We start from the raw sequence: 18,321 nt of genomic DNA, 5'->3' as shown, positions 1-18,321 counted from the left end.
CGCTATGGGGCCGTTTGCAATGCCGGATTACAGCATGTAGTCCGCGGGCAGCTCGATGCGGGCGACGCCGGAGGCCACCGCCGCCAGCGCCACGGCGCGGGCAACCCGCGGCAGCAGACGGGCATCCATCGGCTTGGGAATGACGTAATCCTTGCCGAAGGCGAGCTCGTTGACCCCGGCGGCGGTCAGCACCTCGGCCGGCACCGGCTCCTTGGCCAGCGCGCGGATCGCCTCGACCGCGGCAATCTTCATGGCATCGTTGATGCGGCTTGCACGGGCGTCGAGGGCACCGCGGAAGATGAAGGGGAAGCAGAGCACGTTGTTGATCTGGTTCGGGTAGTCGGAGCGGCCGGTGCCCATGATAAGGTCGCTACGCACCCCGTGGGCCAGCGCAGGCTTGATCTCCGGATCCGGGTTGGAGCAGGCGAAGATCACCGGATTGGGCGCCATCAGGGCGACCGCTTCAGCGGGCAACACATCGGGGCCGGAAACACCGACAAACACATCAGCCCCTTCGATGACATCCATCAGGGTACGCAACGGGGTCTCGTTGGCGAAACGCTGCTTGTACTTGTTGAGATCGCTGCGGCCGGTGTGAATCACCCCCTGACGATCCAGCATGAAGATGTTGTGCGCTCTGGCGCCACACTTGATCAGCAGATCCATGCAGGCGGTGGCGGCAGCCCCCGCCCCCATGCAGACGATGCGGCTGTCACTGATCTGCTTGCCCTGCACTTCCAGCGCGTTGAGCAGACCGGCGGCGGTGACGATGGCGGTACCATGCTGATCATCGTGAAACACCGGAATATCGCAGCGCGCGATCAGCGCCTCTTCAATCTCGAAACACTCCGGCGCCTTGATATCTTCCAGATTGATGCCACCGAAGGTATCGGCGATAGCCGCCACCGTGTCGATAAACTGCTGGCTGGTCTCGTGCTTCACCTCGATGTCGATAGCATCAATGCCGGCGAAGCGCTTGAACAGCAGGGCCTTGCCCTCCATCACCGGCTTGGAGGCCAGCGGCCCCAGATTGCCCAGCCCCAGAATGGCGGTGCCGTTGGAGATGACGGCCACCAGATTGCCCTTGCCGGTATAGCGGTAGGCATCGGCCGGGTTGGCGGCGATCTCGCGCACCGGCTCGGCAACACCCGGGCTGTAGGCCAGCGCCAGATCACGGGCGGTTTCGGCAGGCTTGGTCAGGGCGATGGCAATTTTGCCCGGTACGGGCTGGGCGTGGTAATCGAGTGCTTCTTGACGCAGATCGGACATGGGGGACCCCGATGTGGTTGGTGCAAATGAGGTGCCGACAGGGGGCACACAGAAGGGCGGGGATCATAAAAGAAAGCGCTGAGCATGCCCAGCAGATCATGCTGCCATCAGCCAGATCAGACCAGTTATTTCAGCACCTTACCCCGCCCACACATACCACTTTAGTTATAGATCCTGCTATGTGGGGTAAAAATGGCGCAAAAAGGGCGGCAAGTTGGCCTTGCCGCCCTTTCTGTCAGTGCTGTAGACCTGACTCAGTTGCCCAGATAGACCGGCAACAGATTTGCCATCGACAGGAAGTGGAACAGCGCGGTCGCCAATCCGAACAGGATCAGCAGCCAGGCCATCAGCTTGCCACCAGGGGTGACGAAATGGGGTATCACTTCGCCCCGCTCGGCCCGCGCCCGGGTGCGCAGCACCAGCAATGCCGGGATGATGCAGGTCCAGATGGTGGCGGCAGCACCGGCATAGCCGATGGCCAGCAGGAAGCCGAACGGGAAGAGCAGGGAGAGCACCAACGGCGGCAGGAAGGTGACCGCCCAGGTCTTGCAGCGACCGGCGCGGCTGTTGTCGAACTTGAACAGATCAGCCAGATAGTCGAACACCCCGAGCCCCACCCCGATAAAGGAGGAGAGGATCGCCGCCATGGAGAAGCCGTTGATGGCGCTGGCCACCTTCTCCGATTCGATCACCCCTGAAAGCGCGGAGAGCAGCACACTCACATCACCTCCCTTGGCAATCACGGGAGCAAAATCCTGACGGGGCAGGTTGCCGAAGATCCCCAGCAGCCAGAGCACGTAGAGCGCCAGCGCGATCAGGGTTCCCCCCAGAATGGCCCATCTGGCCTGCTGCTCGTTCTGGTAGTAGGCACGCAGGGAGGCCACCGAGTGGTGATAGCCGAACGAGGTGAGCGCCACTGGCAGCATCGCCATGGCATAGGGGGCGTAGCGACTCTCGCTGCCCGCCAGGTCGAGCAGGGTCGGCAGCTTGATACTGCCGAGCAGCCCGGCCACACCGAGGGCGAAGCTGAGGATCATAAAGGCGATCAGCACCACCGAAATACGGTCAACGGCGCGGGTCGAGTGCCACACCACCGCAGAGAAGAGCGCCACGAACAGCACGGATGCAAGCTTGCTGTCGATCCCCAGTATCCCCTGCAGGATGGCACCGGAGGAGGTGATATAGGCGTAAAGCAGAATGCCGCCAACAAAGTAGACCGAGAGGTTGTTGAGGAGATTGAGCTTCTCCCCCAGCAGCTCGCGAGTCACTGTATTGAAGGAGACCCGCATATCGTGGTGCTGGAAGGATTCCAGCAGCATCCAGCCGGAGAGGGTCATCATCACCATGGTGACGGTCAGCGCCAGCACCGACCAGAGGGTCCAGGCCCCCGCCCCCGAACTCGGCAGACCGAGCATGCCGGCTCCCACGCAGACGCTGGCAATGATGCAGGCGCCCCCCAAAATTGACGGTTTTTTCTTCATAATCCCTTCTTTTTCTGACTGATTATCTATCCGCGGTAAACAAGACCGCGGCATGATGCCAGCCTTTGCCATGAGACGCCTACCACTATCTGCCATAACCGGGCATGGCCGCCGCATAAAAAGTGCCCCGAACGGGGCACTCTATCAGCGGGAATGATGTGAAGAGGGTTAATCCATCACCGGGATACCTGCCCTCGCTTCGGCCTGGCGGGCGATGGCCTCGGTCATGCCCTGAAAGATAAAGAGGTGGAACGGCAGCATGGCGAGCCAGTAGGCCAGCCCCCAGGCGCCCTGCGGGTGCCAGTGAGCGGTGACCCGGATGCGGGTCAACCCGGACTCCTCCGGCAGGATGTTGAACTCCAGCCGCCCGACGCCTGGGGCCTTCATGTTGAACAAGAGATCGAGCCTGCGCCCCTCATCCACCCCGAGGATCTGCCAGGAGTCGAGCATGTCCCCCTTCACGAAACGATCCGGATTGGTGCGGCCACGGGTGCGGGCCGGGCCGCCAATCAGGTGATCCATCCATTCGCGCACCACCCACAACTCGTTCATGTAGAAGTAGCGCTGCTCACCCCCCAGTTGCTGCAACACCTGCCACACCACCTCGGGAGAGGCGAGGCAGATGGCCTCGCCGCTGGCGGTACGGTCATAGAAACCATATTCGGGATGGCGCCAGCGCAGGCCGAGGGGGGTCTCCTGCCCCTGCTGTTCGGCACCCAGCTTCTGCTCCAGCGCCAGACTCTCCGCCAGCGCCTCGTCGAAGCTGAGCAGGGTCTGCGGCAGCAGGGCACGCAGCGGGCCGTCGTCGGCCGGGATATCGTGCTTGAGACCGCCCACCAGCGCCTTGGCCACCGGCTGCGGCACAGAAGTGACAAACTGCAGCCACCAGGCAGAAAGACGCGGGCTCAGAAACGGAATGGGAATGATGGGGCAGCGCTTGCCGATATGGGCGGCGAACTTCTGCAACTGCTGCTGATAGCTGAGCAGCTCGGGACCGACCGCATTGAAGATGCGGCCATCCACCTCGTCGGCTTCCACCAGCCCGCCCAGATAGTGCAGCAGGTTGGACAGCGCAATCGGCGGCGTGCGCGAGCGCACCCACTTTGGCGTCACCATCATCGGCAGGTTGAATACCAGATCCCGCATCACCTCGAACGCCGCCGAACCGGGCCCGATGATGATGCCGGCGCGCAGCTCCACCGTCGGCACACCGGATTCGCGAAACAGCTCGCCACAGTGGCGGCGGGAGTTGAGATGGCGGCTGTTGCACTGCTCGGGCTGGATTGCCCCGAGATAGATGATACGGCGCACCCCGGCAGCACGGGCGGCGGCAGCGAAGTTCTTTACCCCCTGCTGCTCCAATCGGTGAAAATCGGCCCCCGCCCCCATGGCATGCACCAGATAGAAGACGGTATCTATGCCCGCCAGCGCAGGCAGCAGTGTGATGGGCTTGAGGCTGTCGGCGAGGCGAAACTCGACTCCCTCAGGCAATCGGCAGGGACGGCGCGCCCCGGCAATCACCTTGTAGCCCAAGGTTTGCAGGTGGGGTACCAGATAGGAACCGATATATCCTGCCGCTCCCATCACCAGACAGTTACGCATGAGTGAAGCCCTCAACATCATTGATGCAAGGGGCGCCAGACAGGAATCCACCATATCCCGCCACACCCATCACCAGACAATTTCTCATGTAATTCTCCCTATCCTCACCGATGCCGCTTGTCAGCCAGCGTGCGCAGCGCTACCTGAAAATGTTCAACCACTGCGCCACCATCCAGTCTCTTGCCATCCTGCCACGCCGCCACCTTGCAACCTAGTACTAACCACCTCCCTGATTAGTCCGATTTGGTGTTAAGCCCTGCTTATTCCCTGGTCGATAACTGACCAGATGTATAGCGCCGAGGGCGAACGTATGCGCATCGATCACTACGACCTCCGGGGGGAGGTGCAATACCGGCAACAACAGGCCCAGAGCCGCAAGGTGCGCAACCTCGGGCCAGTGCCACCCGCCGTCAATCCACCGGAGGGCAACAACACGGCCGCGGCCGGCGAACGCAGCAGCACCCTGACCCTCACCAGCGCCCTGACGCTGCAAACCGCAAGGCAATCCGCCGCCAGTCAGCAAGCAGCAACACCGCCCTCCCCGCCCGCAGCGGACGTCGGCAAAGAGCAGGATGGCATTCCCGACGATGGGCTGGATAACCGCCAGCGACTGATCAAGCTGATGATTGAGGCGATGCTGGGCCACGAAATCGAGCTGCCCAAGCCGATCAAACCCTCCGAAGAGGGAGGCGATGGAGTGACCCAAGGAGACGCCGCTGCTCAGGCCGCCGAGCCGGATCAACTGGTGGAGGTGACTGACACCCTGCTGCAACAGGAGCAGCTCAACGTGGTGGCGTCAGCCAGCGTAGCGACTCGGGATGGTCAGACTATGCAGCTCGATCTCGGTTTTGTGCTCGACTGGCGCCAGCTGGAGGTGAGCCAGCGGCGCACCACCCTCAATGCCCTCAAGGATCCGCTGGTGCTCAGTCTGGATGGCAAGATCGCCGACCTGACCGAGGCTCGGGTCAATTTCGACATAGATCAGGATGACAAGGAGGATAGCCTGCCGGGCCTGCGGGAAGGGAGCGGCTTTGTGGCGCTGGATCGCAATGGCAACGGCACCATAGACGATGGGGGCGAGCTGTTTGGTGCTCGCTCCGGCAATGGCTTCGGCGAGCTGGCCACCCTGGATGAGGATGACAACGGTGTGCTGGACGAAGGGGATAGCCAGTTTTCAGCCCTGCAGTTCTGGCATCCGGAGCACGCCCCCATCGCTCTGGTCGAACTGGGGATCGGCGCCATCCTGCTACGCCCCCTCGACACCCCCTTCAACCATCTGGGGGAGAGCGGCAATCAGGGGGAGCTGCGCCAATCCGGCCTCTATCTCACCGAACAGGGTAAAGGAGGCTGGGTGCAGCAGATCGATCTGCGGGTCTGAGCCTTGAAATGAAATCACCCATCGGTCGCTGACGATAACTGCCAGCGACCGGCTCCGGTGCCACCATCAACTCAGCTCGGTGGGGTCGATATCCAGACTCCAGCGCACCTTTTTGGTCTCGGGCCAGCCTTCCAGCTCCTTCACCGCCCAATCCAGCAGTTGGGCCAGCGGTGCCCGATTCGACCCCTGCACCAGCAACTGCATGCGGAACTTGCCCGCCTTGCGCTCCATAAAGCCGCTAATGGGCCCGAGCACCTGAACGTGGGGATAACGGGCGCTGCGCAGGGTATCGGCGAGGCGGATGAGGAACAGCTGCACCTCGTCGCGACCGTTGGCCTCGGCCCGAAACAGTCCCTGATAGCTGAACGGCGGCAGCCCCAGCAGGCGGCGTTCTTTCAGCGCCGTGTCGGCGAAGTGGCCGTAACCGTTCTGGGTCAGATCCTGCAGCAGGGCGTGCTCGGGATGGTGGCTCTGCAGCACTACCAACCCGGGTTTGCTGGCGCGACCGGCGCGACCCGCCACCTGGGTGTAGAGCTGGGCCAGCTTCTCGGCGGCGCGAAAATCGGCGCTGAACAGGGCGCCATCCACATCCAGCAGACCCACTAGCGTCACATCCGGAAAGTGGTGGCCCTTGGCCAGCATCTGGGTGCCGATGAGGATCTTGTACTTGCCCGCCTTGATGTCGCCGAGATGGGTCTCCAACTCCCCCTTGCGACGGGTGTTGTCCCGATCGATACGCACCACCGGATATTGCGGGAACACTGTGGTGAGCAGCTGCTCCAACTGCTCGGTGCCAACCCCGGAGCCGATCAGCTCATTGCTGCCACACTCCGGGCAGTGGTGGGGCAAGGGGCGCACGCTGTCGCAATGATGGCAGTGCAGCCGCCGCCCGGCCTGATGCCAGGTGTACCAAGCATCGCAGCGCTCGCAGGCGGCGCTCCAGCCGCACTGGTGACAAATCAGGGCCGGGGCATAGCCACGGCGGTTGAGAAACAGCATCACCTGATTGCCCGCCGCCAGATGCTCCGCCATCAGCTGCTCCAGCTGGGGGGAGAGCCCGGCCTGCAGCCGCACGCTCTTGATATCCAGGATCACCTGACGGGCGGTCTGGGCGTTACCGGCGCGACGGGTCAGGGTGAGGTGGTGATACTTGCCGCTGCGGGCGTTGTGCAATGTCTCCAGCGACGGGGTAGCCGAGCCAAGCAAAATGGGAATACCGGCACGATGGGCCCGCATCACCGCCAGATCCCGCGCGTGGTAGCGAAAACCGTCCTGCTGCTTGAAGGAGCCGTCGTGCTCCTCGTCGATGATAATGATGCCGAGGTTGTGAAACGGGGTGAACACCGCAGAGCGGGTGCCGATCAGGATGGCGGCGGCGCCGTCTCGACAGGCGAGCCAGGCATCGAGCCGCTCCCTGTCGTTCATGGCGGAGTTCATCGCCACCACAGGCACGTTGAAGCGGCGACGGAAGCGGTTGATGGTCTGCGGGGTGAGGCCGATCTCCGGCACCATCACCAGCGCCTGCTTGCCCGCCTTGAGCAACGGCTCGAGGATGCTCAGGTAGACCTCGGTCTTGCCGGAACCTGTGATGCCATCGAGCAGGAAGGCACCGAACTTGTCGCTCTGGCTGGTAACGGCGGAGACGGCCAGTGCCTGTTCGCCGTTGAGGCGCAGCCCCTCCCCCGGCTCGAAACGGGTAGCCCACTCGCCGTCATGGCTTGGCTCCAGCGAGCGCTTCTCCAGCAGCCCCTTCTTCTCCAGCGCTGTGAGAGCGGCGCTCTGGATCTCCTCCTGCTTGAGGGCGGAGGGGGTCTGCGGCCCTTTGCGCAGCAGGGCGAGCGCTTGCTGCTGCTTGGCCGCCCGCTTGAGCTCGTTAAGGTCGATGGCCATGCCTGCCTCGGTGGCAAACCAGAACTCCAGTTCACGATAAGCGGCAGGCTCCCCCTTGCGCACCAGCACTGGCAGGGCGTGAGGCAGCACTTCCCCCAGCGGATGCTGGTAGTAGCTGGCGCTCCAGTTCATCAGCACCAGAATATCCGGCCCCAGCACCGGCGTCGCATCGAGTACGCGCTTGATGGGCTTGAGCTTGTTGCGGGGCACCTGGCTGTCGGCCGGATGATCAACCACCAGCCCGACCAGGGTCTGGGGACCGAAAGGGATCTCGACCCGGCAACCGGGGGCAGGTAACGGCAGGGGAGAGAGATAGTCGAAGTGACGGCGTAACGGTACCGGGACAGCGACACGAACCAGATCCAGCGTTTGGGGAGAATTCACCAGGGGTTGCCTATTTTTTCTGCGAAGCCACTTGCCTGATCTCAGGCATTTCCTATATTATTCGCAGCCTTTGAAACTGTGTTCAACAATCGTGTGGTGTCCGACAAGAGATCGGATGGCGACACGGCCTATTAATTGAGGTTGTCCATGAAAGCTGGTATCCATCCTGACTACGTAGCCATCACCGCCAAGTGCTCTTGCGGTAACGTCATCAACACTTTCTCTACCATCGGTAAAGATCTGAACCTGGACGTGTGCTCCGAGTGCCACCCGTTCTACACCGGCAAGCAGAAAGAAGTTTCTAGCGGCGGCCGCGTAGACAAGTTCAACAAGCGTTTCGGTGCGATGACCACCAAGAAGTAATTTTACTTCTGAAGAATTCTGAAAAAGGCGCCCAATGGGCGCCTTTTTTACGATCCCTGTTTTTCATCCTTCATGTTCCCGCAGCCAGACGCACTCTCCCCTACTGACCAAACCCCTTGGAACGACGCAAATAGACATACCCCTCACCCGGGCTACCCCAGCGCGGACTCCCTGCGTTGTCATAGGCGCGATCCAGCAATCTGACGCTATCGGGGCCAATCCAGATATGCTGCACCAGCGTCGTGGCACCACCAAAATCGGTGGAGCAATGGCCCACCCGGGTATGACCGGCATATTCGCCGGAGGGGTTACGGGTCAGCCAGATCTCGCAACCGTGGCGCAAGGAGAGCTGCTGTGGGGTCAGACTGTCGAGCAGGGCGGGATCATGCCAGGCTCCGGCAAAATCGGTGGCACGGGGCATGGTCAACTCTGCCATCAGGATCCGCCCGTCAGGGGCGGGGGAGAAGCGATAGATGCGCTGGCGGAAAGGACGGACGGAGCGCATGCTCAGGTACTGCTCGGCATAGACCCAGCGATAGCCCTGATAGCCGGGCCAGATCTCCATCAGGCGCAGCTCGGCACTGGTAAAGCGGCTGTCGTAACTGGCCTGCTCCCTGCTCGTAAATGCCCCGTTGAACCAGCTGAGTAGCGGCTCCATACCGGGCTTGAGTGGGGTAGCCTGAGGCGCCGAACCTGCCAACACCATACAGGAACAGAGCAGCCCGAATACAGCCACCAGCAACTTTGCCATCGAATCCTTCCGAATCATCATAGTGGCGGCGATTATATGAGCGAATTTCCCCAATAACAGCCATTACGATCAAATCATTGCCACTCTGGTGCAAAAACCTCACAAGGATGCCAGTCCGCTCACTAAACCCGATATTTTGCCACCGCCTTGTTGAGCAGCTGGGCCTGCTCGTTGAGGCCCTCGCTGGATCTCGCATTTTCCTCCGCCATGATGCTCGACTCCTGGGCGATGTCGCGGATGTTGTTGACGTTGCGGTTCACCTCGTTGGCAACCAGACTCTGCTGTTCGATGGCGGCGGCAATCTGGGTGCTCATGTCCATGATATGGGTAACATCCTGAGTGATCTGCCCCAGCAACTCCCCTGCAGTACTGGCCTGATCCGAGCTGCGGTTGCCTTGCTCGCGGCAGGTCGCCATTACCTCGACGATGCTGCCGGTCTGTTTCTGCAGCGAGCTGATGATGCCGGCGATCTCCTGGGTCGATTTCTGGGTACGGATGGCCAGATTGCGCACCTCATCGGCCACCACCGCAAAACCGCGTCCCTGATCCCCTGCCCGAGCTGCTTCGATGGCTGCGTTGAGGGCCAGCAGGTTGGTCTGCTCGGCAATGCCGCGGATCACGTCGAGCACGGAGCCGATGGTCTCGCTCTCTTTTTGCAGCTGGCTCACCTCGCGAGATGAGCTCTCCAGATTGCCCGCCAGCGAGCGGATCTGCTCGACAGTATTCTCGACCGCAGCCCGCCCCTCCATCGCCTTGTTGTTGGTCGCCTGTGCATTGTTGGCCGCCTGCTCGGTGTTGCGGGCGATCTCTTCGATGGTGGAGCCCATCTCGGTGGAAGCGGTCGCCACCATGTCGGTTTCCTGCAGCTGGCGCGCCGCCCCTTCACTGGTGCGCTTGACGTTGGCCGAGAGGTGATCCGCCGCTTCAGTCAGGGTGTGCACGCTCTGCTTCACATCGCCGATCAGATCGCGAAACCCGCCCAGCATTACGTCGAGATTGCCTGCCAGCTGGGCCATTTCATCTGCCCCGCGCAGATCTATCTTCAGGCGCAGGTCATTATCCTTACGAATGCGGTTGACGGTATCATTCACCTGAGTAATAGGACGGTCGATGCTGCGCCCCAGCAACACGCTCATAATGCCGATCAGCACCACAATCACCCCGCCACAGACCAGCATCAGGCTGTTGAGGCGAGCGCTCTGCCGCTCCAGCTCAGCGACAATGTGCTGATCGACGGCGGCAAACCCCTGTTCGGTCTGATGCACCAAATCCCGCATCTGGTTGCGCAGCCCCTCATCCTCTTTCAGTCCCAGTACCTGCATCCCCTGCACCAGCGCCACAAAGTCCTGCCGATACTGCTTGCTGGCCTGCTCCAGCTTGCCGCGCTCCCCCTCCGGCAAAGTGGCAAGACTATCCTGAAAACTCTTGTGCAAGGTCTCGAAACGCTCCAGATACTGGATGTCGGAGCGCAGCATGAAATCTTTCTCCGCCCGTCTCAGCTGCAACATGGTGATGAGCAACCCCTGCAGATCCAGCTGCTTGAGCCCATTCTCCACCTCATGCACCGCCGCCCGCAGCTTGCCATAGAGCCCCTCCTCCGGCCCCAGACCAATCTTCTGCTGCTGGGCCACCAGATCGTTGAAAGCTTTGCCATAGCCGCTGATCTGCTGATCCAGTCTGGTCAGCTCCCCCTCAACAGCCGCCAGATTGTCATCGGTCAGCAGCTCCCGATTGTGCTGGTGAAAGTCAGACAGCCCCTGATTGAAGCGCTCGACGAAGGTCATATCCTTGCGGATCAGAAAATCCTTCTCGGCCCGCCGCAGGTTGAGCATGGCGATCTCCAGCTGGTCGATATTACGCTGGGCTTCGGTCAGATGACGGTGCACATGGCTGGAGTAGATAAACAGGCCGCTCAGTACCAGCATGGCAACGGCAACCAGCACGGTATTCAGAATCAACTTATGACGGATAAGCACGATGGACCTCTCGCAAACTGGCAGTGAACTGCATTGAGCTTATGCAGAAAAGCGGCGACAGGTGATCTGTGCAAGGAATATTCATTGAAATGCCACACCCACTCCTTATACTGGTTGCACCTGTTTCCAGCCGTGGATTTGACACTATGGAATACAATACTTCTGAACTGTGCGACATCTATCAGGACATGGTGGATGTGCTTGAACCCATGCTCTGCTCCTTCGGCGGCCGCGCCTCTTTCGGCGGCGTCATCACCACCGTCAAATGCTTCGAATCGAATGGTCTTATCCGTGAACTCGTCAAAGAGAACGGACTGGGACGTGTCTTGCTGATTGATGGCGGTGGCTCCATGCGCCGTGCCCTGATCGACAGCGACATCGCCACCACGGCGGCCGAGAACGATTGGGAAGGGATTGTCTGCTACGGCTGCGTCCGCGAAGTCGATATTCTGGAAGATCTGGATATCGGCATTCAGGCACTGGCAGCCATTCCGGTCGGTGCCGACAGCAAGGATGTGGGGGAGACCGATCTGCCGGTCAACTTCGGTGGCGTGACCTTCCTGCCTGACGACCACCTCTACGCCGATACCACAGGGGTGATCCTCTCCCCCGAGGCACTCGATATCGAGTAAACCACAGACAGCGTGACGACGGGAGCCTTGGCTCCCGTTTTTTATGCCTGCAACTTGCTGAAAAATGACAAAAAAAGAGGGCCAGATAAACTGGCCCTTAACTGGAAGCAATGTGAGCAATGTCGTGCCTTCACAAGAAGTCCATCACGTTGGAACGAATGAAGTCTTTCCCGGAAAACAAGTTAACAATAATCATTCTCATTTAACTAGGCAAGCGCTATTTGCAGAAAGTGCAAAAAAATTGACCACCGCGAAGGGTGGTCAATCTGGTCAGGCTTGCCGGGTGGCCGTTTGCAGGCTGGATAATCCGGCCTCGCCCACCAGCTTGCGGCTGAGGTAGCGCAGCAAGACACCGTAGAGCGGCACGAACAAACCAAGGCTTATCAGCAACTTGAATACGTAATCGACGGTTGCGATCTCGACCCAGTGCTCTGCCATGAAAGGATCTGTGGTGCGCCAGAAGGCCACACTGAAGAAAGCGATGGTATCAACCAGATTACCGAACAGGGTGGAGGCCGCAGGTGCAATCCACCACTGCTTGAGCAGACGCAGCCGGTTGAACACCACCACATCCATGAACTGCCCTACCAGATAGGCCATAAAGCTGGCCAGCGCGATACGCGCTACGAACAGGTTGAACTCGGCCAGATGACCAACGCCCTGGAAACTCCCTTCGAAGAAGAGCACAGAGAGCGCATAGGAGACTGCCAGCGCAGGCAGCATCACGGTCTGGATAATCTTGCGTGCCAGACCGGCACCGAAGATCCGCACTGTCAGGTCGGTCGCCAGGAAGATAAACGGGAAGCTGAACGCACCCCAAGTGGTATGGAAGCCAAACACGGTGATCGGCAGCTGCACCAGATAGTTGCTGCTGGCAATGATCAGAATGTGGAACAACGACAGGCGAACGAGCGCCGTTTGGTACTGCGCAGGGGTCAGATTCATCTTGTGACCTTTTTGGTTAATGGGGTTAGGGAACCCATATCGCCACCATTGGCGATAATCGAGGGGCGAGATTATACGCCCCCAAACCGATAGTTCAATCTTTATGCGATTACACTTGTCCAGGTTGGCCAGCGGCAGAGCAGGCCTTGCAGGCGATAGTCACACCTTGTGCTGTCTGGCGAGCCAGAGCAGCGCCTCCCGATCCGCCGGGCGCACCGCCTCCAGCCAGCAGCCGCTGTAGTGTTCGTACTCCAGCCGAAACTGGCTACCTTCAAACTCCAGCAACCAGCTATGGCGGTCGGCCCCCGCATCCTGCTCGAGCGGCCGTAGCTCCCACTCTCGCAGCAAGGCCTGCGCCAACAGCGGGAACGTGTCCCAGTCGAGTGCCGGACAATCCAGCGTCACCACGCCAGCTTCGCTATCTGCCTGTTTGATTTGCCAACTCATTCCCTGTCTCTCAGCTACTGCAGGAGAGCTCACCACCGCAATACCATGCCGGAGTCGGGGTGGCGAGATCCTCATATTCGGGTTGTTCATCAAAGGGGCGCTGCAAGGCGGCGAACAGCCGCTCGAACGGCTGCATATCCCCTGCGTCGGCGGCGTCTATCACCTGCTGGGCCAGCGCATTGCGCAGCACATACTTGGGATTGATGGCATCCATCTGCGCCTTGCGCACGACATCCTCGCTGCTTTCGCGCATTAGCCGCGCCCGATAGCGTTCCAGCCACGCCTGCCAAACACCAGGTTCAGACAACAGGGCCAGCAGAGACGCAGGCCACGCCCCCTCTTGCGTCACCTCACCGAGACGACGCAGGAACAGGTGGTAATCCACTTTGTTAGCCGCCAGCAACCGGAACAACTCGCGGAACAGCGCCGGGTCATCCTCCTCCCACACCGCCAGCCCGAGTTTGGCCCGCATCAGCTCGGAGTAGTGCAGCATCAGCTGCTGCTCGTACTGGGCCAACGCAGCAGCCAGCGCATCACCGTCTACATGGCCAGCCAGCGCCTGCGCCAGCTTTTGCAGATTCCAGTAACCGACCGCGGGCTGCTGATCCAGCGCGTAGCGGCCCGCAGGGTCCGAGTGGTTGCAGACAAAATCGGGCACGTAGGAATCGATAAAGCCGTAGGGGCCGTAATCCAGCGTCAAGCCGAGCAGCGACATGTTGTCGGTATTCATTACCCCGTGACAGAACCCCGCAGCCTGCCATTTGGCAATCAACCGCGCGGTGCGGCGCACCACTTCGGCAAACAGTTCGGCACCACTCTCCAGCTCGGGGAAGTGGTGGCGCAGCAGATAGTCGATGAGTGGCGGGATCTTCTCTCCCTGCCCGCTCCAGGCGAAATACTCGATATGGCCGAAGCGCAGATGGCTGGGGGCGGTGCGCAGCACGGTCGCCCCGCTCTCAACCTGCTCGCGATAAACAGGCTCCTGACTGCCCACCAGCACCAGCGCTCGCGTGGTCGGGATGCCGAGAGCATGGAGCGCTTCGGAGGCGAGATACTCACGGATACTGGAGCGCAGCACGGCGCGACCGTCACCAAAACGGGAGAACGGCGTCTTCCCTGCCCCCTTCAGGTGGAGATCCCAACGCTGACCATCCGGCGCCTGCTGCTCACCCAACAGCAGCGCACGACCATCCCCAAGCCGGGGGCTATAACCCCCGAACTGATGGCCGGCATAGACCTGCGCTACCGGCTGCATACCGGGCAGCACTTTTCCCTCGCCACAACAGGCGATCCAGTCAGCCTCGCTGACGCCTCCCAGCCCCAACTCATCCAGCAAAGCCCGGTTGAGATGAAGCAACCGGGGCTGCTGCAGCGGCTGGGGGGCCACGGGTTCACAGGCCCAGGGCAACTCGGTCGCAAAAGTGTTGATCAACTTCATGGTTGTGCCATTCGTCCCTGCGTATGCTCGTGTCACTCTTTATACTGCCGTCAGCCATGCTTGCGCTAACTGGCGACCATCATTTTTCAATTCAAGGAGAAGAAGATGCAAAAATGGGTATATGCCCTACCATTGCTGGCACTGGCGTGGGGTCATCAGGCCAAGGCTGCCGATATTGAAGCCGGCAAAGCCAAGGCGGCGGTCTGTGCCGCCTGTCACGGCGTGGAAGGCAAGGCAATGATCCCCAACTATCCCCATCTGGCTGGCCAGAATGCCGCCTATCTGGTGAAACAGTTGAAAGCGTTCAAGGATGGCACTCGCAAAGAGCCCTTGATGGACCCCTTCATGGCGCCGCTGACCGATGCGGATATCGACAATCTGGCCGCCTTCTACGCCAGCCTGAAATAACCTCGCGTCTGACCCCAGGTTCTTCCGAGCCGCGCTTACCCTGGTCGATTAGGCTGCCTAATCGACCCTAACGACGGCAGTAGTCGATGATCAGATCCATAAAGGCTTCGCCAAAGCGCTCCAGCTTGCGGTGCCCGACACCGTTGATAGCCAGCATCTCGTCTTCGGTCATCGGCATAAGCTGAGCCATCTCCACCAGGGTCGCATCGTTGAATACCACGTAGGGCGGCACCTCTTCGTCCTCGGCAATCTGCTTGCGCAGGCCGCGCAACTCCTTGAACAACCGCTTGTCATAGTTGGCATTGTCGAGCAGGCCATTGCGCTTCTCCTTGCGACTGGAGATGGGCTGCAGGCGGGGCACCGCCAGCTCAAGCTTCACCTCGCCACGCAGCACGGGGCGGGCTGCTTCGGTCAGCTGCAGCACCAGATTGCGGGTGATGTTCTGGGTCAGCAGCCCCTTGTGGATCAGCTGGCGGATCACGCTCATCCAGTATTCGTGGCTCTGATCCTTGCCGATGCCGTAGGTCGAGAGCTTGTCGTGGCCGTGATCCTTGATGCGCTGGTTCAGCGACCCGCGCAGCACCTCCACCACATAACCCACCCCGAAATTCTGGCCCACCCGCCAGACGCAGGAGAGCGCCTTCTGGGCATCTTCGGTGCCGTCATAACTTTTGGGCGGATCGAGGCAGATATCGCAGTTGCCGCACGGCTTGTCGTTGTACTCGCCGAAGTAGTTGAGCAGCACCTGACGGCGGCAGGTCTGCGCTTCGGCAAAGGCGGCCATCACGTTGAGCTTGTACTGCTCCACCTGCAACTGCTGGGGATTCTCGATGTTGTCGAGCAGACGGCGCACCCGACCGATGTCGGCGGGATCGTAGAGCAGCAGCGCCTCGGCGGGGGTGCCATCGCGCCCGGCGCGGCCGGTCTCCTGATAGTAGGATTCGATGTTCTTCGGGATGTCGTAGTGCACCACGAAGCGCACATTGGGCTTGTCGATGCCCATGCCGAACGCCACCGTCGCCACTACTATCTCGATGTCATCCTTGATGAAGGCATCCTGCGTCTGCTGGCGCTGCTCGAGCGGCAGCCCCGCATGATAGGGCGCGGCCTTGCAGCCGTGGCGGGATAGCCGCTCGGCCACCTCCTCCACCCGGTTGCGACTGGAGCAGTAGACGATGCCGCAGTTGCCCTTCTGGCTCTGCACGTAACGCAGCAGCTGCTCGGCCGCCTTGAACTTCTCCACCAGGCTGTAGCGGATATTGGGGCGATCGAAGCTGGCGGTGTGGATAAAGGGATCGTTGAGCTCCAACCGGTGGAGCATGTCGCTGCGGGTCGCCTCGTCGGCAGTGGCGGTCAGCGCTACCACCGGCACCTGCGGGAACCACTGTTTTAGCCGCCCCAGCGCCGCATACTCAGGCCGGAAATCGTGGCCCCACTGGGAGACGCAGTGCGCCTCGTCGATGGCGAACAGCCCGAGCGGCAGCTCGGCCAGCCGATCCATAAACTCGTGCTGCAGCAAGCGCTCGGGGGAGACATAGACCAGCTTGATCTCGCCGCGGCGCATGGCGGCGAAGTTCTGGATCATCTCCTCCCGACTGAGGGCCGAGTTGATGTAGACCGCCGCCACACCGTTGGCGCGCAGGCTGTCGACCTGATCCTTCATCAGGGAGATCAGTGGAGAGACCACCACCCCGAGCCCGGGCCGCAGCAGTGCCGGGATCTGGTAGCAGAGCGACTTGCCACCACCGGTGGGCTTGAGCACCAGCGCATCGCGCCCCGCGACGATCTGCTCGATGATTTCGAGCTGACCCGGCCGAAACTGCTGATAGCCGAAGACCGCCTGCAGCAGGGCAAGCGGACTCTCTGGCTGAGGATCTGGCAGGGTTTCGGCAATCGCGGTCATGGGCTCTCCTTTGGGGTCGCCATTCTAAAGCAGCCGCCGCCCACAATAAACCTGCCATTGCGACTGTTAAGGAACTGTTGCAGACTGGCTGGAGTTTTTACTCGGCTTTGATGACAAGGATTGGGATCAGAGAATGAAACAGATGCTCAAGAAGATGGCGCTCAGTGGCATTGCCAACCTGTTTGCCGAGAAGATGCCGTTCAACAAGCTAATCGGCATGCAGGTGACCCACTACGACTTCGACAAGGTGGAACTGCGCATCAAGATGGATGAGAAGCTGATCGGCAACCCCTTCCACAACATCCTGCATGGCGGCGTCACCGCCACGCTGCTGGATGTGGCGGGCGGCATGATCGTCGCCGCATCCTGCATCGACGAGCTGGAGGAGTTCTCCCCCAGTTATCTCAAGGAGCGCTTCGCTCGCCTCGGCACCATAGATCTGCGGGTGGACTACCTGCGCCCGGGACGCGGCAACGAGTTTATCGCCACCGCCCACATCATCCGGGCTGGCAGCAAGGTGGCCGTCGCCCGGATGGAGCTGCACAACGAAGAGGGCACCCACATCGCCTTCGGCACTGGTACCTATCTGGTGGGTTGAACCAAGTTAGTGCATAAAAACCACGCGGCTAATCCACTTTTAATCATTAGATTCCTTACCCCCTCTGGCCGAACAAGGTCCATACTGATAGTCGGGATTGTGTGCAGAGGGAGGATTGCAGGCGATGAGTGCGAAACTGGCCATCAAACCATCCAGAGCCTTGTTGACACAGCTCGAGTCCATGCTCGACGAGGTGCAGACACCCGAGTGTCGCCACTGGTTGGAACAGGAGCTTGAGGGGTATTCTCTCTCCTCACCCCTGCCTTGGTATCGCATCGTTCCCTGTCGGCAACGCGGTCACTTTCTGGATCTGAAAACGGGAAAATATTTGACCTGTCACATCAACAGTCAAACGCTATGCCAACGCGATCTGGCCCAAATTCAGTTCATTTATGCCCGTGAACCCGCCGCCCACTATTTACTGCAACGCAATTCCGGTATTGAACCCTGGCCAGAACAGCTGCTGGAAGATTATCAGGAGCAGTTGATCCCCGGCCATTTATGCCTGCAAGCCTGGCATGAGCCCGTGATTTCATTACGTGCACAACTGATGGAGGGAATAGAACATTTCATTAGTGAGTACCCCAAGCACGCGGCCTTGCTGCCTCAACACAGTTTCAAGGCTTTGCGGCATCAGCACTGGCATATCTGAGTAAGCGCCTGGCGCGCAAGGAGGGCACCATAGACAAGACCCATAGCGAGATTGCCACAATCTAGAGTGCCGGAGTCAGGATCAGACTCCACCGATGGGCCACCGAGCGGTGGCCCTTTTAATGTCTGTGGGCTTGCTTCGACCCTGCATACATCAAGTCAGATCACTTGGCCAGGTAACAGGTCAGCAACTAATGAAAAACCG

16 protein-coding genes are annotated in these 18,321 nt (G+C 60.5%); 6 read left to right on the top strand and 10 right to left on the bottom strand.

What is annotated here, in order from left to right:
• Positions 1–27 precede the first annotated feature (27 nt).
• The 3 genes from AB5Y92_RS15860 to AB5Y92_RS15850 all read right to left on the bottom strand — a co-directional run bounded on the left by AB5Y92_RS15860 (position 28) and on the right by AB5Y92_RS15850 (position 4,352).
• On the bottom strand, positions 28–1,269 hold the full coding sequence (locus AB5Y92_RS15860) for a malic enzyme-like NAD(P)-binding protein (RefSeq protein WP_245097468.1): 1,242 nt from the start codon (positions 1,267–1,269) through the stop codon (positions 28–30).
• 254 nt (positions 1,270–1,523) lie between these two features.
• Entirely contained in the window at positions 1,524–2,750 is a 1,227-nt protein-coding gene (locus AB5Y92_RS15855; RefSeq protein WP_236767749.1) for an aromatic amino acid transporter, read from the bottom strand.
• A gap of 168 nt (positions 2,751–2,918) precedes the next feature.
• Positions 2,919–4,352 carry a DUF2867 domain-containing protein gene (locus AB5Y92_RS15850; RefSeq protein WP_113740156.1) on the bottom strand — a complete coding sequence of 478 codons (1,434 nt, stop codon included), beginning with the start codon at positions 4,350–4,352 and terminating at the stop codon, positions 2,919–2,921.
• A gap of 286 nt (positions 4,353–4,638) precedes the next feature.
• Here AB5Y92_RS15850 and AB5Y92_RS15845 point away from each other — a divergent pair, with 286 nt between their 5' ends.
• Positions 4,639–5,730 (top strand): hypothetical protein, encoded by a 1,092-nt coding sequence (locus tag AB5Y92_RS15845; protein WP_368227111.1) that lies wholly within the window; start codon positions 4,639–4,641, stop codon positions 5,728–5,730.
• A 66-nt stretch (positions 5,731–5,796) separates the two neighbouring features.
• Here AB5Y92_RS15845 and priA read toward each other — a convergent pair whose 3' ends face one another.
• On the bottom strand, positions 5,797–8,004 hold the full coding sequence (priA, locus tag AB5Y92_RS15840) for a primosomal protein N' (protein WP_368227110.1): 2,208 nt from the start codon (positions 8,002–8,004) through the stop codon (positions 5,797–5,799).
• 147 nt (positions 8,005–8,151) lie between these two features.
• Here priA and rpmE point away from each other — a divergent pair, with 147 nt between their 5' ends.
• Positions 8,152–8,367 carry a 50S ribosomal protein L31 gene (rpmE, locus tag AB5Y92_RS15835; protein ID WP_005340673.1) on the top strand — a complete coding sequence of 72 codons (216 nt, stop codon included), beginning with the start codon at positions 8,152–8,154 and terminating at the stop codon, positions 8,365–8,367.
• 100 nt (positions 8,368–8,467) lie between these two features.
• On the opposite strand, the gene AB5Y92_RS15830 is transcribed toward rpmE, so the two are convergent.
• The gene (locus tag AB5Y92_RS15830) at positions 8,468–9,118 is read right to left on the bottom strand and encodes a chromophore lyase CpcT/CpeT (RefSeq protein WP_368227109.1); all 651 of its coding nucleotides are present in this window, start codon (positions 9,116–9,118) and stop codon (positions 8,468–8,470) included.
• A gap of 122 nt (positions 9,119–9,240) precedes the next feature.
• The gene (locus tag AB5Y92_RS15825) at positions 9,241–11,094 is read right to left on the bottom strand and encodes a methyl-accepting chemotaxis protein (protein ID WP_368227108.1); all 1,854 of its coding nucleotides are present in this window, start codon (positions 11,092–11,094) and stop codon (positions 9,241–9,243) included.
• A gap of 146 nt (positions 11,095–11,240) precedes the next feature.
• On the opposite strand from AB5Y92_RS15825, the gene rraA reads away from it, so the two are divergent.
• Positions 11,241–11,726, top strand: a complete 486-nt coding sequence (gene rraA / locus AB5Y92_RS15820) for a ribonuclease E activity regulator RraA (protein ID WP_005340678.1) — start codon at positions 11,241–11,243, stop codon at positions 11,724–11,726.
• A 270-nt stretch (positions 11,727–11,996) separates the two neighbouring features.
• On the opposite strand, the gene AB5Y92_RS15815 is transcribed toward rraA, so the two are convergent.
• The 3 genes from AB5Y92_RS15815 to AB5Y92_RS15805 all read right to left on the bottom strand — a co-directional run bounded on the left by AB5Y92_RS15815 (position 11,997) and on the right by AB5Y92_RS15805 (position 14,556).
• Positions 11,997–12,671 carry a 7-cyano-7-deazaguanine/7-aminomethyl-7-deazaguanine transporter gene (locus tag AB5Y92_RS15815; RefSeq protein WP_005340680.1) on the bottom strand — a complete coding sequence of 225 codons (675 nt, stop codon included), beginning with the start codon at positions 12,669–12,671 and terminating at the stop codon, positions 11,997–11,999.
• Between the two features lie 159 nt (positions 12,672–12,830).
• Complete coding sequence (locus tag AB5Y92_RS15810) at positions 12,831–13,118, bottom strand: DUF3630 family protein (protein WP_139442320.1); 288 nt, start codon at positions 13,116–13,118, stop codon at positions 12,831–12,833.
• Positions 13,119–13,128: 10 nt separating this feature from the next.
• Positions 13,129–14,556: a YdiU family protein gene (locus AB5Y92_RS15805; protein WP_368227107.1), complete on the bottom strand. Its 1,428-nt coding sequence runs from the start codon at positions 14,554–14,556 to the stop codon at positions 13,129–13,131.
• Positions 14,557–14,661: 105 nt separating this feature from the next.
• On the opposite strand from AB5Y92_RS15805, the gene AB5Y92_RS15800 reads away from it, so the two are divergent.
• Positions 14,662–14,964, top strand: coding sequence for a cytochrome c (locus tag AB5Y92_RS15800; RefSeq protein WP_005340687.1), 303 nt, complete (start codon positions 14,662–14,664; stop codon positions 14,962–14,964).
• Positions 14,965–15,031: 67 nt separating this feature from the next.
• Here AB5Y92_RS15800 and recQ read toward each other — a convergent pair whose 3' ends face one another.
• The gene (recQ, locus tag AB5Y92_RS15795; RefSeq protein ID WP_368227106.1) at positions 15,032–16,867 is read right to left on the bottom strand and encodes an ATP-dependent DNA helicase RecQ; all 1,836 of its coding nucleotides are present in this window, start codon (positions 16,865–16,867) and stop codon (positions 15,032–15,034) included.
• Between the two features lie 133 nt (positions 16,868–17,000).
• Here recQ and AB5Y92_RS15790 point away from each other — a divergent pair, with 133 nt between their 5' ends.
• On the top strand, positions 17,001–17,465 hold the full coding sequence (locus tag AB5Y92_RS15790) for a thioesterase family protein (protein WP_005355465.1): 465 nt from the start codon (positions 17,001–17,003) through the stop codon (positions 17,463–17,465).
• 124 nt (positions 17,466–17,589) lie between these two features.
• On the top strand, positions 17,590–18,117 hold the full coding sequence (locus tag AB5Y92_RS15785; RefSeq protein ID WP_005356927.1) for a hypothetical protein: 528 nt from the start codon (positions 17,590–17,592) through the stop codon (positions 18,115–18,117).
• The last annotated feature ends 204 nt before the right edge of the window (positions 18,118–18,321 follow it).

The sequence above is a fragment of the Aeromonas sp. R1-1 genome (assembly GCF_040908495.1).
GTDB lineage: Bacteria > Pseudomonadota > Gammaproteobacteria > Enterobacterales > Aeromonadaceae > Aeromonas > Aeromonas veronii.
The sequence above is the reverse complement of the archived record's forward strand: the minus strand, read 5'-3'. Positions and strand labels throughout refer to the sequence as shown.

Bases quoted from the DNA above. Each gene is read 5' to 3' on its own strand.
- AB5Y92_RS15855 (WP_236767749.1), bottom strand. From the start codon at position 2,750: ATGAAGAAAAAACCGTCAATTTTGGGGGGCGCCTGCATCATTGCCAGC.
- AB5Y92_RS15830 (WP_368227109.1), bottom strand. From the start codon at position 9,118: ATGGCAAAGTTGCTGGTGGCTGTATTCGGGCTGCTCTGTTCCTGTATG.
- AB5Y92_RS15815 (WP_005340680.1), bottom strand. From the start codon at position 12,671: ATGAATCTGACCCCTGCGCAGTACCAAACGGCGCTCGTTCGCCTGTCG.
- AB5Y92_RS15845 (WP_368227111.1), top strand. From the start codon at position 4,639: ATGTATAGCGCCGAGGGCGAACGTATGCGCATCGATCACTACGACCTC.
- AB5Y92_RS15860 (WP_245097468.1), bottom strand. From the start codon at position 1,269: ATGTCCGATCTGCGTCAAGAAGCACTCGATTACCACGCCCAGCCCGTA.
- AB5Y92_RS15810 (WP_139442320.1), bottom strand. From the start codon at position 13,118: ATGAGTTGGCAAATCAAACAGGCAGATAGCGAAGCTGGCGTGGTGACG.
- AB5Y92_RS15785 (WP_005356927.1), top strand. From the start codon at position 17,590: ATGAGTGCGAAACTGGCCATCAAACCATCCAGAGCCTTGTTGACACAG.
- AB5Y92_RS15790 (WP_005355465.1), top strand. From the start codon at position 17,001: ATGAAACAGATGCTCAAGAAGATGGCGCTCAGTGGCATTGCCAACCTG.
- rpmE (WP_005340673.1), top strand. From the start codon at position 8,152: ATGAAAGCTGGTATCCATCCTGACTACGTAGCCATCACCGCCAAGTGC.
- AB5Y92_RS15850 (WP_113740156.1), bottom strand. From the start codon at position 4,352: ATGCGTAACTGTCTGGTGATGGGAGCGGCAGGATATATCGGTTCCTAT.
- AB5Y92_RS15800 (WP_005340687.1), top strand. From the start codon at position 14,662: ATGCAAAAATGGGTATATGCCCTACCATTGCTGGCACTGGCGTGGGGT.
- AB5Y92_RS15805 (WP_368227107.1), bottom strand. From the start codon at position 14,556: ATGAAGTTGATCAACACTTTTGCGACCGAGTTGCCCTGGGCCTGTGAA.
- recQ (WP_368227106.1), bottom strand. From the start codon at position 16,867: ATGACCGCGATTGCCGAAACCCTGCCAGATCCTCAGCCAGAGAGTCCG.
- rraA (WP_005340678.1), top strand. From the start codon at position 11,241: ATGGAATACAATACTTCTGAACTGTGCGACATCTATCAGGACATGGTG.